The sequence below is a fragment of the Streptomyces termitum genome (assembly GCF_014650175.1).
GTDB lineage: Bacteria > Actinomycetota > Actinomycetes > Streptomycetales > Streptomycetaceae > Streptomyces > Streptomyces termitum.
Map to the genome: position 1 here is coordinate 29,979 of NZ_BMUL01000012.1, position 14,556 is coordinate 44,534.

A 14,556-nucleotide genomic window follows, 5' to 3' on the forward strand; every position below is an offset into this window, starting at 1 on the left:
CCGGACACCTCGGGTCTCCGGACCGGAACGTTACGTCACCGCTCGCGGCCGGAGCCGTAACCTCCCCGGCCCCCCGGGAGTTCCCCGGACATGGCCGCCACCGTCCCGTCCCCCCGCACGCCGCTCGACGGCGGCCGGGAGCTCGCGCTGTGGTACGAGCGGGAGCTGGGCTGGGCGGCGGTGCCGGGGCCGCCGGCGCGGCTGGTGACCGGGCTCAGGTTCGACGTCCTCGACCTGCCCGCGGCGGCCGGCCGGAGGGTGCTGCGCCGGGTGGGCGCGGCGACCGGGCCGGTGGCCCTGCGGGGGCGCCGGATGCGTTTCCTGGTGGCCGCCGGGAGCGCCGAGGAGCTGCCGGGCCTGCTGGAATGGCTGGAGTGGGGCGGGATCTCACTGGATCTCGCGGCGCTGGGCGCCGACGGCCGGATGACCGCTCCCCCGCCGCCGGGGCGGGGCGGATCCGGCGCGCCGGGTGCCGCCGTGTGGCTGCGGGCCCCCGAGCCGGGGCGGGAGGTCGAGTCCTCGCTGCCGGCCCCGCGGTCGGGGCCCTGGGGCCGTGCGGGGGCCCCGTGCCTGGCGCGCCTGGTGGCCGCGGCCGCGGTGGAGTGTCACCGGGCGCGACTGCTGGGCGTCCCGGCCCGCGGGCCGGCTGCCCGGCGGGGGGCGCCTCAGCGGTTCGCCTCCTCGTAGGCCGCCTTGACGTGCGCGGGGATGCGGCCGCGGTCGTTGACCTCGTGGCCGTTCTCCTTGGCCCACGCGCGCATCTTCGCCGTCTCCGGACCGCTGCCGGAAGCCGCGGCGCGGCCCTTTCCGCGGCCGGTGGCGGCACGGCCGCCGGTGCGGCGCCCGTTCGCGGTGTACGGCTCAAGAAGGCCGCGGAGCTTTTCCGCGTTGGCGGTGGTGAGGTCGATCTCGTAGGTCTTGCCGTCCAGCGCGAACGTCACGGTCTCGTCCGCCTCGACGCCGTCGAGGTCGTCGACAAGAAGGACCTGAACCTTCTGTGCCACCGGATTTCCTTTCATCGAAAATGCAGTACGCGGAAAGGAAACCGCTTTTCCCGGCAAAACACAAACCCCTGGGAGAGGTTCAGATCCTCGGCATCGCGGGAAACGTGCGCGATTCGGACATAGGGCTACGCTCGGCTTCCGTCCGGCTTCACCCCGGGGTTCCGCCGGGCTTCCCGGTCACAGGTGCAGAAGCATCCGGCTGTTGCCCAAGGTGTTCGGCTTCACCCGTTCGAGACCGAGGAACTCGGCGACGCCCTCGTCATAGGAACGGAGGAGCTCGCTGTAGACATCTCCGTCGACCGGGGTCTCGCCGATCTCGACGAAGCCGTGCTTCGCGAAGAAGTCCACTTCGAAGGTGAGACAGAAAACCCTGCGCACACCGAGCCAGCGGGCCGTCTGCAACAACTTCGCGAGCAGTTGATGGCCGACGCCGGCGCCCTTGAACTCGGGATCGACGGCGAGCGTGCGGACTTCCGCGAGGTCTTCCCACATGACGTGCAGGGCGCCGACTCCGACGACCTCGGCGTCCTCGTCGCGTTCCGCGACCCAGAACTCCTGGATGTGCTCGTAAAGCGTCACCGTCGCCTTGTCGAGCAGGATCCCGCGGCGCACGTAGGGGTCGACCAGGCGCCGCACGGCGGCCACGTCGGAGGTACGGGCGCGGCGGACCGTGAGGGCTTTCGACATGGGGGGACGGTATCGCTAGGAGGCGGCTTCTTCCGCGCCGCCCTCCTCCGGCGCGGCACTGAGCGGGGTGTCGCGCTGGACGATGCGGACGGCGTCGTTCAGGGCCTCGCGCTGTTCCGGGGACATCATCCCGAAGAAGGCGACCAGGGCGGCGGCGGGGTTGTCGCTGCGGGCCCACGCCTCGTTCATCAGCGCGGCCGAGTAGGCGGCGCGGGAGGAGACCGCCGTATATCGATAGGCGCGGCCTTCCACTTCCCGGCGCACCCAGCCCTTCTGGTGGAGATTGTCCAGGACGGTCATGACGGTCGTGTAGGCGATGGAGCGTTCCTGCTGGAGGTCTTCCAGGACTTCCCGGACGGTCACCGGGCGGTTCCATTGCCAGACGCGCGTCATGACGGCGTCTTCGAGTTCTCCCAGGGGACGGGGCACGGGTTCAGCCTAGTGCGAGAAGCGGCGGATAACGCCTATTGATGGGTGAAAGGGGGCGGAACGCGCCGCAGATCTTTCTCGCACCTTCCCCGATCGGTCACGCAGTGACCACACGCGACGACAAAAGGCGCACGACCGTGCGGTCGTGCGCCTGCCGGGGAGCCGCGGACGCTACGCGGCGGGGCCGTCGCCCTGGCGGGTGCTCTCCGCGCGGGCCAGGGCCGCGTCGACGGCGGCGTCCTCCTTGGCCTTGTTGGGACCACCCTGGCTCTTGACGATCACCACGATGAGGCCGATGAAGAAGGCGGCCATCACGACCGGAGGCACAAGCGCGGATACGTATTCCATGGCGACCAGGGTAGCTAGCCGGCGACCCGCTCTTCAGGCGGGGGCGGGGGGACCGGGCGGCGGCGTGGCGGGAAGACCTCGGAGGGCTTGGGGACCGGGCGCTCGGCCGGCGTCGGGGAGGGCGGGGTGGGGCGGGGCTCCTCGGCCGCCCGGCCGCCGGGGAGGGCGAGCAGGCGGGCCCGGGAGGCCGCCGGGGACGTCGGGCCGGCCTGGGAGACCCGGGCGAGGCGGGCGCGGACGGAGTGCTCGGCGAGGGCCTGGCAGCGGTCGAGCAGCCGGGCGGCGGCCGGGTTGCCGCGCAGGGCGCGCAGGGCGGCGAGGTCGTCGGCACCGGGGTCGTAACCGGCCGCCAGGGCGTCCTCCAGGAGCTCCAGGTAGCCGGGGAGGGCGGCGGGGAGGGCGGCGCGGTAGCGGACCAGGTCGTCGAGGAGGAAGGCGCGCAGCCGGCCGGCCTCGCGCACGGCCTCGTCCACGGAATCGGCCAGGCGCAGGGCGTCCCTGACGTCCTCGTCCGGGAGGGGGGCGGGGTGGAGGGCGTTGGCGAGGGCGCGTCGGAGCACACGCAGCTCGTCCGCGCTGAACGCCATGCCGCCGCGGGTTCCGTAGGGCGTGGGCATGGACCGACGATACGTGCTAATCGGACAAAGTTCGCTTAGCGATCTTTCGGCGCGTCGCCGCGCTCCCACCCCTCCCACCTGCGCTTCCCACCCGCTCCGGGACGCCGTACGGACGGCACGGGCTCACCCGCCCGGCGGGGCGCGGACGCCCGGTGGGACACCGGCGGCCCGTGGGACGCGGACGGCCGGCGGGACGGCCGTCGTACGGCTCCGGCCGGCGGGTGCGACCGCGCGGGCCGGGCCCGTACGGCTCCGGTCCGGGCGGTCGCGTCCGGGCGGTCGCGTCCGGGCCGGGGCCGTACGGCGGCGGGGGTCACATGCGGGAGACGTTCCGCTCGTAGACGAGGCGGAGGCCGATCAGGGTCAGCCAGGGCTCGTGCCGGTCGATCTCGGCCGAGTCCCGCAGGACCATCGGCGCGAGGCCGCCGGTGGCGATCACCGTGACGGCCGACGGGTCGCCCTGCGGGCCGACCAGCTCGCGCTTCATCCGGGAGACGACGCCGTCGACCTGGCCCGCGTAGCCGAAGACGATGCCGGACTGCATCGCCTCCACGGTGTTCTTGCCGATCACCCCGCGCGGCCGGACCAGCTCGATCTTGCGGAGCATCGCGCCCTTCACGCCGAGCGCCTCGACCGAGATCTCGATGCCCGGGGCGATCGCGCCGCCCGCGTACTCGCCGCGCGCGGTGACCGCGTCGTACGTGGTCGCCGTGCCGAAGTCGACCACGATCGCCGGGCCGCCGTAGAGCTCGACCGCCGCGACCGCGTTGATGATGCGGTCCGCGCCGACCTCCTTGGGGTTGTCCGTGAGGATCGGCACGCCCGTCTTCACGCCGGGCTCGACGAGGACCGCCGGCACGTCGCCGTAGTAGCGGCGGGTCACCTCGCGCAGCTCGTGCAGGACCGAGGGGACCGTCGCGCAGATGGCGATGCCCTCGATGCCGTCGCTCAGCTCGGCGCCGAGCAGCGGGTGCATGCCCATGAGGCCCTGGAGCAGGACCGCCATCTCGTCGGCGGTCCTGCTGGGGTCCGTGGAGATCCGCCAGTGCTCGACGATCTCCTCGCCGTCGAAGAGGCCCAGGACCGTGTGCGTGTTGCCGACGTCGATGGTGAGCAGCATCAGCCGCGCACCTCGCGCAGGTCCAGGCCGATGTCGAGGATCGGCGAGGAGTGCGTGAGGCCGCCGACCGCCAGGTAGTCCACGCCGGTCGCCGCGTACGCCGCCGCGTTCTCCAGGGTGAGCCGGCCCGAGGACTCCAGGACCGCGCGGCCGGCGACCAGGGCCACCGCCTCCTCGGTCTCGTCCGGGGTGAAGTTGTCCAGCAGGATCAGGTCGGCGCCCGCGTCCAGCACCTCGCGGACCTGGTGCATGGTGTCGACCTCGACCTCGATCGGCACCTCGGGGAACGCCTCGCGGACGGCCCGGAACGCCTCGGCGACGCCGCCGGCGGCCACCACGTGGTTGTCCTTCACCAGGGCCGCGTCCGACAGCGACATCCGGTGGTTGACGCCGCCGCCGCAGCGGACCGCGTACTTCTCCAGGGCGCGCAGCCCCGGCGTCGTCTTGCGGGTGTCGCGGACCTTGGCCTTCGTGCCCTCCAGGGCGTCGGCCCACGCGCGCGTGGCGGTGGCGATGCCGGAGAGGCGGCACAGGATGTTCAGCGCGCTGCGCTCGCCGGTGAGCAGGTCGCGGGTCCGGGCGGTGACGCTGAGCAGCAGGTCGCCGGGGGCGACGCGCTCGCCGTCCTCGCGGTGCCGCTCGACCTCGAACTCCTCGGAGCAGACCAGCGACAGGACCGCCTCCGCCACCCGCAGGCCGGAGACCACGCCGGCCTCGCGGGCCACGAAGTCGGCGGTCGCGACGGCGTCCTCGGGGACGGTCGCCACGGTCGTCACGTCCACGCCGCCGTCGAGGTCCTCGACGAGCGCCAGGTGGGCGATGTCCTCGACCTGGACGGGGTCGAGACCGGCGTCGGCGAGAAGCTGGGCGAGCGCCGGGTCCAGCCCGCACTCGTACTCCTCCTCGCCGCCGCAGCCGCAGCCGTCGCCGCAGCCGCCGGTCTCCCCGGCCTCGACGGAGCTGATCTGGATGAGAGGGACGTCCACGGGCTCGGGACGGGCTTCCTCGGGCGTGCTCACGACTGCTGCTCCCTGGCTGCTTCGGGGGTGACGGGCGGAAAGTCGGCGGTCCGGGTGGTGCGCACCACCGGGTGGCGGTCGGGCGTCAGGCGGACGACCAGGTGGCGGCACCACCGCTCGTCGTCCCGGTCGGGACGGTCCTCGCGCCAGTGGCAGCCCCGCGTCTCCTCGCGCTCCAGGGCCGCCGCGGCGAGGACCCGGGCCACGCACAGCAGGTTGGTGGTCTCCCAGGAGTCCACGCCCGGCTCGGCGGCCTTGCCGTCCTCCTCGGCGTCCTGCCGGAGCGCTTCGAGGGCGTCGGCGGCGTCGGTCAGCCCGGCGGCCGACCGGAGCACGCCCGCGCCCTGGGTCATGATCCGCTGGATCTCGCGGCGGACCTCGGGGGCGAGGAGGGTGAGCACCGTGCCCGCGGGCTCGGTGCGCGGCACGCCCTCGCGGTGCGGGCCGTGCTCGGCGATGTCCGCGGCGATCCGCTCCGCGAAGACCAGGCCCTCCAGGAGGGAGTTCGAGGCGAGCCGGTTGGCGCCGTGCACGCCCGTGCAGGCCACCTCCCCGCACGCGTACAGGCCGGGGACGGTGGTGCGGCCGTTCAGGTCGGTGCGGACGCCGCCGGAGGCGTGGTGGGCGGCCGGGGAGATCGGGATCGGCTCGGTGACCGGGTCGATGCCGTGCGCCCGGCAGGCGGCCAGGATCGTCGGGAAGCGGTGCTCCCACATGGCGGCGCCGAAGTGCCGGGCGTCGAGGTACATGTGCGCGGCGCCCTGCTCCCGCATGCGGCGGGTGATCGCCTTGGCGACGACGTCCCGGGGCGCCAGTTCGGCCAGCTCGTGCTGCCCGACCATGAAGCGGACGCCGTCGGCGTCGACCAGGTGGGCGCCCTCGCCGCGGACCGCCTCGGAGACCAGCGGCTGCTGGCCCTCGGCACCCGCCCCGAGGAAGAGGACCGTCGGGTGGAACTGGACGAACTCCAGGTCGGAGACCTCGGCGCCGGCGCGCAGCGCGAGGGCGACGCCGTCGCCGGTGGCGACCGGCGGGTTGGTGGTGGCGGAGAAGACCTGGCCCATGCCGCCGGTGGCGAGGACCACGGCGGGGGCGCGGACGGCGCCGACGCCGTCGTGCTGGCCCTCGCCCATGACGTGCAGGGTGACGCCCGCCGTGCGGCCCTCGGCGTCCTTCAGGAGGTCGAGGACGAGGGCGTGCTCGATGGTGCGCACGCCCTGCTCCCTGATGGCCTCGACCAGGGCGCGGGAGATCTCCGCGCCGGTGGCGTCGCCGCCGGCGTGCGCGATCCGGCGGCGGTGGTGGCCGCCCTCCCGGGTGAGGGCGATCTCGCCGTCGTCGGCGAGGTCGAAGGAGGCGCCGGTGGCGATGAGGCGGCGGACCGCGTCGGGGCCCTCGGTGACGAGGAGGCGGACGGCCGGCTCGTCGCAGAGCCCGGCCCCGGCGACGAGGGTGTCGTCCAGGTGCTGGCCGGGGGTGTCGCCCTCGCCGAGGGCGGCGGCGACGCCGCCCTGGGCCCAGCGGGTGGAGCCGTCGTCGAGGTTGGCCTTGGTGACGACGACGGTGCGCAGTCCGGCGGCGGTGCAGCGCAGGGCGGCGGTCAGTCCGGCGACGCCGGAGCCGACCACGACGACGTCGGCGTCGATGGCCCAGCCCGGCGCGGGGGCGTGCAGCCGTATTCCGGTCACTTGGCGGCTCCCTGGGGGGTGCCTTCGGGGTCTCCGAAGGTCAGCGGGATGTTGTCGATCAGACGGGTGGTGCCCACGCGGGCGGCGACCGCGAGGATCGCCTCGCCCCGGTGGGCGTCGCCGGCCTCGGTGAAGTCGGCCGGGTCAACCAGGGCGAGGTAGTCCAGGACGAGGGGCGGTTCGGCGGCGGCGGCCTCCTCGAGGACCGCGCGGGCGGCGGCCCGGACGGCTCCGGCGGCGCCGCCCTCGGCGGCCTGGGCGACCGCGTGGACGTCGGCGGCGGCGCGGGCCTCGCCCAGCCGGGTCAGCGCCTCGGCGCGCTGTCCGGCCCGGCCCTGCGCGCCGGGCAGCGCGTCGGCACGCGCGCGCAGCGCCTCCTGGGCGGCGAGCCGGTCGCGGCCGGCGAAGAGGGCGCGGGAGAGGGCGAGCGCGGTGCGGCGCTCCTCGGCCGACAGGTAGCGGTTGCGGCTCGACAGGGCGAGGCCGTCGGTCTCGCGGACGGTGGGCACCCCGACGATCTCGACGGGGAAGTTCAGGTCCTGCGCCATGCGGCGGATGACGGCGAGCTGCTGGGCGTCCTTCTGGCCGAAGAAGGCCAGGTCGGGCTGGGTGAGGTGGAGCAGTTTGGCGACGACGGTGAGGACGCCGTCGAAGTGGCCGGGGCGGGAGGCGCCCTCCAGGAGCCCGCCCATGGGTCCGGCGGTGATCCGCACCTGGGGCTGTCCGCCGGGGTAGACCTCGTCGGCGGCGGGGGCGAAGACGATGCCGGCGCCCGCCTCGGAGGCGAGTTCCAGGTCGGCCTTCAGGGTGCGGGGGTAGCGGTCGAGGTCCTCGCCGGCGCCGAACTGGAGCGGGTTGACGAAGACGGTGACGATGACGGTGCCGTCCGGTCCGACGCGCTCGCGGGCGGCGCGGACGAGGGTGGCGTGGCCCTCGTGGAGGGCGCCCATGGTCATGACGACGGCGGTGGCGCCGGGGGCGGCTGCGCCGCGCACGCGCGCGTGGCGCAGCTCCGCGACGGTGGAGGCGAGCTCCGCCGGCACGGGGTGCCCGGGGGTGTGCGGGGCGGGGCTCATCGGTCGTCTCCTCGCGGCCCGTCGGCGGGGCCGGTGGTGTCGGTGTCGGGGGCGTCGCCGGCGAGGACGCCCAGCAGGTCCTGGGCCAGTTCGGGCCGGAGCAGGCCGTGCGCGAGGGCCCGGTCGGCGGTGGTGCGGGCCATCGCCAGGTAGCCGGCGACGGTGCCGGGGGCGTGCTTGCGCAGTTCGGCCACGTGGGCGGCGACGGTGCCGGCGTCGCCCCGGGCGACGGGGCCGGTGAGGGCGGCGTCGCCGGAGCGCAGGGCGTTGTCGAGGGCGGCGCCGAGGAGCGGGCCGAGCATCCGGTCGGGGGCGGTCACGCCGGCCGTGCGGAGCAGTTCCATCGACTGGGCGACCAGGGTGACCAGGTGGTTCGCGCCGAGGGCGAGGGCCGCGTGGTAGAGCGGCCGGGCCTCCTCGGCGATCCACTCGGGCTCCCCGCCCATCTCGATGACGAGGGCCTCGGCGGCGAGCCGCAGCTCCTCGGGGGCGGTCACCCCGAAGGAGCAGCCGGCCAGCCGCTGGACGTCGACGGCGGTGCCGGTGAAGGTCATGGCGGGGTGGAGGGCCAGCGGGAGGGCGCCGGCGCGGCGGGCCGGGTCCAGGACCCGGGCCCCGTACCGCCCGGAGGTGTGGACGATCAGCTGGCCGGGGCGGACGGCGCCGGTGCCGGCGAGTCCTTCGACGAGGCCGGGCAGGGCGTCGTCGGGGACGGTGAGCAGGACGAGGTCGGCGAGGGCGAGCACGCGCGCGGGCTCGACCACCGGGACGTCCGGCAGCAGGGCGGCGGCCCGGCGGCGGGAGGCGTCGGAGACGGCGGAGACGGCGACGGGGCGGTGTCCGGCGAGGCGGAGGGAGGCGGCGAGCGCGGGGCCGACGCGGCCGGCGCCGACGACTCCGACGGTGAGCCGGGCGGGTCGGTCCTCGGCCCGGGGTTCTGGCGCTGCGGGTGCGTTCACGGTGGGTACGGCCTTCCGTTCCAGTCCTCGGCGGGTACCGGACGATTTCTGGTCATGCTACGCCAGCGTTTCGTGCCCCTCCCGGGCTGTCCACAGGCCGCGGGCGACGGTGTGATGATCGGTGCATGGATGTGGACGACGTGGTGGACGGGACGGCCGGGGAAGCTCTCGGAGAGGTGGACGAGGAGGCCGCGCGGCGGCACCGGGCGCGGGTGTGGGGCGGTGCCGCCCGCTCCCTGTGGAGCCCGTCCGCGGAGGGCTCGGTCGGGGAGCTGCTGGCCGGGCTGGCGCGGTGGGCCGGGGAGGCGGGCCTCGGCGGCGAGCTGCCCGACGTGTACGGCGGCGGCCTGGTGGAGGTCCTGGAGGAGCGGGTGGCCCGGGAGCTGGGCATGCCCGCGGCCGTCTTCTTCCCCACCGGCACGATGGCCCAGCAGGTGGCGCTGCGGTGCTGGGCGGCGCGGACCGGGAACCCGGTCGTCGCGCTGCACCCGCTCGCCCATCCGGAGGTCCACGAGGGCGGGGCCCTGGGGGCCGTGTCGGGGCTGCGGACGACGCACCCGACGGACGCGCCCCGGCTGCCGTCGGCCGAGGAGGTGCGGGACCATCCGGAGCCGTTCGGGACGCTGATGCTGGAGCTGCCGCTGCGGGACGCCGGTTTCGTGCTGCCCTCCTGGGAGGAGCTGGCCGGGGCGGTCGGGGCGGCCCGGGAGCGGGACGCCGCGGTGCACTTCGACGGCGCCCGGCTGTGGGAGGCCGCCGCCTGGTTCGGCCGGCCGCTCGCGGAGGTCGCCGGGCTCGCGGACAGCGTCTACGTGTCGTTCTACAAGTCCCTCGACGGCCTGTCGGGGGCGGTGCTGGCCGGGCCCGAGGAGCTCGTGGCCGAGGCCCGGGTGTGGCTGCACCGGTACGGGGGGCGGGTCTTCCAGCAGTACCCGGCGGTGCTCGCCGCGCTGCGCGGCCTGGACGTCGAGCTGCCCCGGCTGCCCGCGTACGCGGCGCACGCGCGCGTGGTCGCCGGGGCGCTGCGGGAGGCGCTGGCCGGGGAGGGCGGGCCGGGCTGGTTCCGGGTCCACCCGGAGGAGCCGCACACCCACCAGTTCCAGGTGTGGCTGCCGTACGCCCCGGAGGTCCTGACGGCGGCCTCCCTGGCCCTGACCGAGCGGACCGGGACCTGTCTGTTCCGCCGCTGGTCGGCCCCGGGCGCGGGCGGCCCGCCGGGGGTCGCGGTGACCGAGGTGACGGTGGCGGCGCCGGGCCTGGAGTGGGCCGCGGACGACGTCCGGACCGCGGTACGGGACTTCCTGGGGCTCGTCGGCGGCTGAGGCGGCGCGGGCGGGCGTCCGGGCCGTCGCGCCGATTGACGGCCCCCGTCAATCGGCGCGACGGCGTCCCGGGGGCGTACCGCACCATGGGGGGCGTGAGCGTGACCATCGACATCACCGGCCTGCCGCCCGAGCGGATCCACTTCTCGCCCTCGCCGCTGGCGGAGCTGGGCGCCGCCCTGCACGCGCTCGCCGAGCCGGCCCACCACCCCCGGCTGCACGCCTGGACGACGACGGTCTCGGCCGGGCTCGACCCGTGCCTGGCGGACCGGCTGCACGAGGCCGACTTCATGTGGCGCTCGACCCGCTCCGACCTGCTGCTGCCCGCCGAGCCGCGCGAGACGCTGGCGGAGGAGCTGGACGACCTGGACCGGATGGACGACGAGGACTTCGTCGGCGCGGCCCTGGAGATCTCGTGCAGCCCCCGGTACGGCGAGGGGGTGCCCTCGCCGCTGGTGGACGCGGCGAGCCGGCGCCGGACCCTGGACCTGGCGGCGGCGCGCGGCCCCCGGCAGGCGGCCTTCGTGGAGCGGACGCTCGCCGATCCGGCGGCCACGCGCGCGTGGATCCGCCGTCTCCTGGAGGACTGCGACGAGGCGTTCTTCGCGGACACCTGGCGGCGGGTCCGGGTCCAGCTCGCCGCCGACGCCCGGCACAAGACGGAGCTGCTGCGCCGCCGGGGCCTGGCCGAGGCGCTCGCCGACGCCTCGCCCGCGCTCGCCCTGGAGGAGGACGGGCCGGCCACCCGGATCACGGTGGACAAGCTGACGCACGGCGCGACGGCGGCGGAGGGCCGCCCGGTGGCGTTCCTGCCGACCGCCTTCGGCTGGCCGCACCTGTTCGCCGTGCACGCGCCGGGCCGGCGGCCGGTGGTGCAGTACCCGGTCTCCGCCCGGGAGGTCGGCGGCGCCGAGCCGGTCGGGACGGTGCGGCTCCGGCTGGAGGCGGTGGCCCATCCGATGCGGATGCGGCTGTGCCGCAGCCTGGCGCGCGGCACGTACTCGACGAGCGAGCTGGCGGACGCGTACGGCATCACCGCCCCGGAGGTCTCCCGGCACCTGGCCGTCCTGAAGAGGGCGGGGCTGCTCACCACGCAGCGGCGCGGCCGGTACGTGCTCCACCAGCTCGACGTGTCGGTCGTGGCCCGGCTGGGCAGCGACTTCCTGGAGTCGGTCCTGCGCTGAGCGCGCCGGTCAGCCCTTCGCGCCGCCCGCGCGGACCAGGCCGGTCTCGTAGGCGAGGACCACGACCTGGACGCGGTCGCGCAGGCCGAGCTTGGTGAGGATGCGGCCGACGTGGGTCTTCACGGTCGCCTCGGAGAGGACGAGGCGGGCGGCGATCTCGCCGTTGGACAGGCCCTGGGCGACGAGCAGCATGACCTCGCGCTCGCGGTCGGTCAGCCGGTCCAGTTCGCGGTGCTCGGGGTCCCGGCCGGAGGAGGGCAGCATCGGGGAGAAGCGGTCCAGGAGGCGGCGGGTGGTCGAGGGGGCCACCACGGCGTCGCCGCTGTGCACCGAGCGGATCGCGGTGAGCAGCTCGGCGGGCGGCACGTCCTTGAGCATGAAGCCGCTGGCGCCCGCCTTCAGGCCGGAGAAGGCGTACTCGTCCAGGTCGAAGGTGGTGAGGATGAGCACCTTCGGGGCGTCGGGGGCGGCACAGATCCGGCGGGTGGCCTCGACGCCGTCGAGGCGGGGCATGCGGACGTCCATGAGGACCACGTCGACCTCGGCGGTGCGCAGCACCTCCAGCGCCTCCGCGCCGTCGCCCGCCTCGGCCACGACCTCCATGTCCGGCTGGGCGGCCAGCACCATGCGGAAGCCGGTGCGCAGCAGCGCCTGGTCGTCGACGAGCATCACGCGGATGGACATGGGGTTCCTTCACTGAGGGGGACGGGGCTGCGGGTCCGGTCAGGGGGCGGGCTTGAGCGGCAGGAGGGCGCTGACCCGGAAGCCGCCGCCGGGGCGCGGGCCCGCGTCCAGGGTGCCGCCGACCATGCCGACCCGCTCCCGCATGCCGATCATGCCGTGGCCGCGGCCGTCGGCGCCCCCGTCCTCGTACATCTCCTGCGGGGCGCCCCGGCCGTCGTCCTCGACGAGGAGGCCGAGGCCGTCGTCGAAGTAGACGAGCCGCACGCGGGCGCCCGCGTCGGGCCCGCCGTGCTTGCGGGTGTTGGTGAGGGCCTCCTGCACGATCCGGTAGGCGGTGAGGCCGACGCCGGTGGGCAGGTCGCGCGGGGTGCCCTCGACGGTGAGGTCGACGGTGAGGCCGGCGCCCCGGACCTGCTCGACGAGTTCCGCGATCTGCTCCACGTCGGGCTGGGGCACGTATTCGCCGGCCTCCTGGTGCTCGCCGGTGCGCAGGATGCCGAGCAGGCGGCGCATCTCGGCGAGCGCCTGCCGGCCGGTGCCGGCGATGGTCTCCAGGGCCTGCTTGGCGGTCTCCGGGGAGGAGTCCATGACGTAGGCGGCACCGTCGGCCTGCACGACCATCACGGAGACGTTGTGGGCGACGACGTCGTGGAGTTCGCGGGCGATCCGGGCGCGCTCGGCGGCGACCGCGACCTTGGCCTGGGCCTCGCGCTCCTGCTCCAGGCGGGCGGCCCGCTCCTCCAGCTGCGCGAAGTAGGCGCGGCGGGTGCGCAGGGAGTCGCCGAGGACCCAGGCGAGCGCGAACGGCACGGTCATGATCACCGTGAAGAAGACCTGGACGGGGACCGAGTTGTTGCCCTCCAGGGGCCATCTCAGCTGGGAGAGGGTGGCGGCGGAGAGGCCGCCGGCGAGGGCGAGCCGGGAGGCCCACCGGGGGCCGTCGTGGGCGGCGACGGTGAAGATGATCACGAGCATGGCGAAGTTCGCCAGGAACGGCGGGACGTCGCACGCGAGCTGGGCGAGGCCGAGGGCGACGGTGAGGAGGAGCATCTTCTCCGGCGCCCGCCGCCGCAGGGCGACGACGAGGGAGAACAGGACGGCGACCGCCCCGTAGCCGAGGGGGGCGCCCGTCATGGGGGCCCCCGACGAGATCCACAGCAGGGACATCCCGAGGAGGGCGACGGCCCAGAAGACGTCGACGCCCGTCGGGTGGCTGCGGAGGAAGTCGTAGAGGCGCTGCACGTAACCCAGAGTAGGGAAGGCGGGTGGGCGGGGGATCAACCGTGCGGCCGATCCTTGCCCCGGAGCTCCTACTTCCCGGGGTGGAGACTGGTGCCCGTGACGTATGACGCGGCGGGCGGGACGGTCCGGGAGTCCGGGGACGGGCGGGAGTGGCGGGGCTGGCGGGAGGCGACGGAGCGGGCGCTGTACGGCCCTGAGGGGTTCTTCCTGCGGCCGGAGGGGCCGGCCGGGCACTTCCGGACCTCGGTGCACGCCTCGCCGCTGTTCGCGGCGGCGGTGGCCCGGCTGCTGGTGGCGACGGCGGAGGAGCTGGGCACCGGCGAGGTCGACCTGGTGGACGTGGGCGCGGGCCGGGGCGAGCTGGTGGCCGGGGTGCTGGCGGCGGTCCCGGCGGGGCTGCGGGTGCGGGCGTACGCGGTCGAGCGGGCCGCCCGGCCGGCGGGGCTCGATCCCCGGGTGGAGTGGACCGGCCGGCTGCCCGAGGGGGTGCGCGGGCTGCTGTTCGCCAACGAGTGGCTGGACAACGTGCCGGTGGACGTCGCGGAGGCGGACGGCGACGGCACGGTGCGGTACGTGGAGGTCCGCGCGGACGGCGCGGAGCGGCTGGGGGCGCCGGTGGGGGGTGCGGACGCGGCGTGGCTGGAGCGCTGGTGGCCACTGGCGGAGCCGGGGGCTCGGGCGGAGATCGGCCGGCCCCGGGACGAGGCGTGGGCGGCGGCGGTGGGGTCGCTGGCGGCGGGCCGGGCGGTGGCGGTGGACTACGGGCACGTGCGGGGGGCCCGGCCGCCGTTCGGGACGCTGACCGGTTTCCGGGCGGGCCGCGAGGTGGCGCCGGTGCCGGACGGCTCCGGTGACCTCACCTCCCACGTGGCGATGGACGCGTGCGCGGCGGCGGCGCACGCGCGCGCGCCGGGCGTGCTGACCGTCCAGCGGGAGGAGCTGGCCCGGCTGGGGGTGTCGGGGGCCCGGCCGCCGCTGGCGCTGGCCTCGTCGGACCCCGCCGGGTACGTGCGGGCGCTGGCCGCCGCCGGGGAGGCGGCGGAGCTGACGGCGCGCGGCGGGCTGGGGGACTTCCTGTGGCTGGTCCACCGGGTGGGCGGGGGCGCCGCGACCGCGGCCGGCTGAGCCGTCCGGGTGAGGGGCCGCGGGCGGGCGGCGGGGTTGTCCACAGGCTGGG

At 75.7% G+C, this 14,556-nt stretch carries 16 protein-coding genes; 4 read left to right on the top strand and 12 right to left on the bottom strand.

All coding sequences use genetic code 11. The annotated features are described in order from the left end of the window. Nucleotides 1-90: 90 nt before the first annotated feature. A complete protein-coding gene (locus IE219_RS22015; protein ID WP_189980102.1) occupies nt 91-687 on the top strand; it encodes an SCO3374 family protein in 597 nt (198 codons plus the stop codon). On the opposite strand, the gene IE219_RS22020 is transcribed toward IE219_RS22015, so the two are convergent. From IE219_RS22020 to IE219_RS22065, 10 genes are all read right to left on the bottom strand, one after another. Next, a complete protein-coding gene (locus IE219_RS22020; protein WP_189980104.1) occupies nt 666-1,004 on the bottom strand; it encodes a histone-like nucleoid-structuring protein Lsr2 in 339 nt (112 codons plus the stop codon). The two genes, IE219_RS22015 and IE219_RS22020, sit on opposite strands and share 22 nt — an antisense overlap. A 177-nt stretch (nt 1,005-1,181) precedes the next feature. Then, nucleotides 1,182-1,691, bottom strand: a complete 510-nt coding sequence (locus IE219_RS22025) for an amino-acid N-acetyltransferase (protein ID WP_189980106.1) — start codon at nt 1,689-1,691, stop codon at nt 1,182-1,184. A gap of 15 nt (nt 1,692-1,706) precedes the next feature. Continuing rightward, nucleotides 1,707-2,120: a BlaI/MecI/CopY family transcriptional regulator gene (locus IE219_RS22030; RefSeq protein ID WP_189980108.1), complete on the bottom strand. Its 414-nt coding sequence runs from the start codon at nt 2,118-2,120 to the stop codon at nt 1,707-1,709. Between the two features lie 171 nt (nt 2,121-2,291). After that, nucleotides 2,292-2,468, bottom strand: coding sequence for a hypothetical protein (locus IE219_RS22035; protein ID WP_189980111.1), 177 nt, complete (start codon nt 2,466-2,468; stop codon nt 2,292-2,294). A gap of 14 nt (nt 2,469-2,482) precedes the next feature. Then, nucleotides 2,483-3,055 (bottom strand): hypothetical protein, encoded by a 573-nt coding sequence (locus IE219_RS22040; protein ID WP_189980523.1) that lies wholly within the window; start codon nt 3,053-3,055, stop codon nt 2,483-2,485. A 343-nt stretch (nt 3,056-3,398) separates the two neighbouring features. Next, entirely contained in the window at nt 3,399-4,205 is an 807-nt protein-coding gene (locus IE219_RS22045) for a type III pantothenate kinase (RefSeq protein ID WP_189980113.1), read from the bottom strand. After that, nucleotides 4,205-5,224 carry a carboxylating nicotinate-nucleotide diphosphorylase gene (gene nadC / locus IE219_RS22050; RefSeq protein WP_189980115.1) on the bottom strand — a complete coding sequence of 340 codons (1,020 nt, stop codon included), beginning with the start codon at nt 5,222-5,224 and terminating at the stop codon, nt 4,205-4,207. The genes IE219_RS22045 and nadC overlap by 1 nt, the downstream gene beginning before the upstream one ends. Then, nucleotides 5,221-6,912 carry an L-aspartate oxidase gene (locus tag IE219_RS22055; RefSeq protein WP_189980122.1) on the bottom strand — a complete coding sequence of 564 codons (1,692 nt, stop codon included), beginning with the start codon at nt 6,910-6,912 and terminating at the stop codon, nt 5,221-5,223. The genes nadC and IE219_RS22055 overlap by 4 nt, the downstream gene beginning before the upstream one ends. Beyond that, nucleotides 6,909-7,988 (bottom strand): pantoate--beta-alanine ligase, encoded by a 1,080-nt coding sequence (panC, locus tag IE219_RS22060; RefSeq protein ID WP_189980125.1) that lies wholly within the window; start codon nt 7,986-7,988, stop codon nt 6,909-6,911. Before panC ends, IE219_RS22055 begins: the two co-directional genes overlap by 4 nt. Beyond that, a complete protein-coding gene (locus tag IE219_RS22065) occupies nt 7,985-8,947 on the bottom strand; it encodes a Rossmann-like and DUF2520 domain-containing protein (protein WP_189980127.1) in 963 nt (320 codons plus the stop codon). The genes panC and IE219_RS22065 overlap by 4 nt, the downstream gene beginning before the upstream one ends. A 125-nt stretch (nt 8,948-9,072) precedes the next feature. Here IE219_RS22065 and IE219_RS22070 point away from each other — a divergent pair, with 125 nt between their 5' ends. Both IE219_RS22070 and IE219_RS22075 read left to right on the top strand, forming a co-directional pair. Next, nucleotides 9,073-10,269 carry a threonine aldolase family protein gene (locus tag IE219_RS22070; protein ID WP_189980129.1) on the top strand — a complete coding sequence of 399 codons (1,197 nt, stop codon included), beginning with the start codon at nt 9,073-9,075 and terminating at the stop codon, nt 10,267-10,269. 86 nt (nt 10,270-10,355) lie between these two features. Continuing rightward, nucleotides 10,356-11,453 carry a DUF5937 family protein gene (locus IE219_RS22075; protein ID WP_373298869.1) on the top strand — a complete coding sequence of 366 codons (1,098 nt, stop codon included), beginning with the start codon at nt 10,356-10,358 and terminating at the stop codon, nt 11,451-11,453. Between the two features lie 9 nt (nt 11,454-11,462). Here IE219_RS22075 and IE219_RS22080 read toward each other — a convergent pair whose 3' ends face one another. Then, nucleotides 11,463-12,137 carry a response regulator gene (locus IE219_RS22080; protein WP_189980133.1) on the bottom strand — a complete coding sequence of 225 codons (675 nt, stop codon included), beginning with the start codon at nt 12,135-12,137 and terminating at the stop codon, nt 11,463-11,465. A gap of 39 nt (nt 12,138-12,176) precedes the next feature. Further along, nucleotides 12,177-13,379: a sensor histidine kinase gene (locus IE219_RS22085; RefSeq protein ID WP_189980135.1), complete on the bottom strand. Its 1,203-nt coding sequence runs from the start codon at nt 13,377-13,379 to the stop codon at nt 12,177-12,179. A 96-nt stretch (nt 13,380-13,475) separates the two neighbouring features. On the opposite strand from IE219_RS22085, the gene IE219_RS22090 reads away from it, so the two are divergent. After that, entirely contained in the window at nt 13,476-14,504 is a 1,029-nt protein-coding gene (locus tag IE219_RS22090) for an SAM-dependent methyltransferase (RefSeq protein WP_189980137.1), read from the top strand. Nucleotides 14,505-14,556: the final 52 nt, after the last annotated feature.

Coding starts and splice junctions, on each gene's coding strand:
- IE219_RS22015 (WP_189980102.1), top strand. CDS start 91: ATGGCCGCCACCGTCCCGTCCCCCCGCACGCCGCTCGACGGCGGCCGG.
- IE219_RS22035 (WP_189980111.1), bottom strand. CDS start 2,468: ATGGAATACGTATCCGCGCTTGTGCCTCCGGTCGTGATGGCCGCCTTC.
- panC (WP_189980125.1), bottom strand. CDS start 7,988: ATGAGCCCCGCCCCGCACACCCCCGGGCACCCCGTGCCGGCGGAGCTC.
- IE219_RS22070 (WP_189980129.1), top strand. CDS start 9,073: ATGGATGTGGACGACGTGGTGGACGGGACGGCCGGGGAAGCTCTCGGA.
- IE219_RS22040 (WP_189980523.1), bottom strand. CDS start 3,055: ATGGCGTTCAGCGCGGACGAGCTGCGTGTGCTCCGACGCGCCCTCGCC.
- IE219_RS22080 (WP_189980133.1), bottom strand. CDS start 12,137: ATGTCCATCCGCGTGATGCTCGTCGACGACCAGGCGCTGCTGCGCACC.
- IE219_RS22045 (WP_189980113.1), bottom strand. CDS start 4,205: ATGCTGCTCACCATCGACGTCGGCAACACGCACACGGTCCTGGGCCTC.
- IE219_RS22025 (WP_189980106.1), bottom strand. CDS start 1,691: ATGTCGAAAGCCCTCACGGTCCGCCGCGCCCGTACCTCCGACGTGGCC.
- IE219_RS22075 (WP_373298869.1), top strand. CDS start 10,356: ATGGGGGGCGTGAGCGTGACCATCGACATCACCGGCCTGCCGCCCGAG.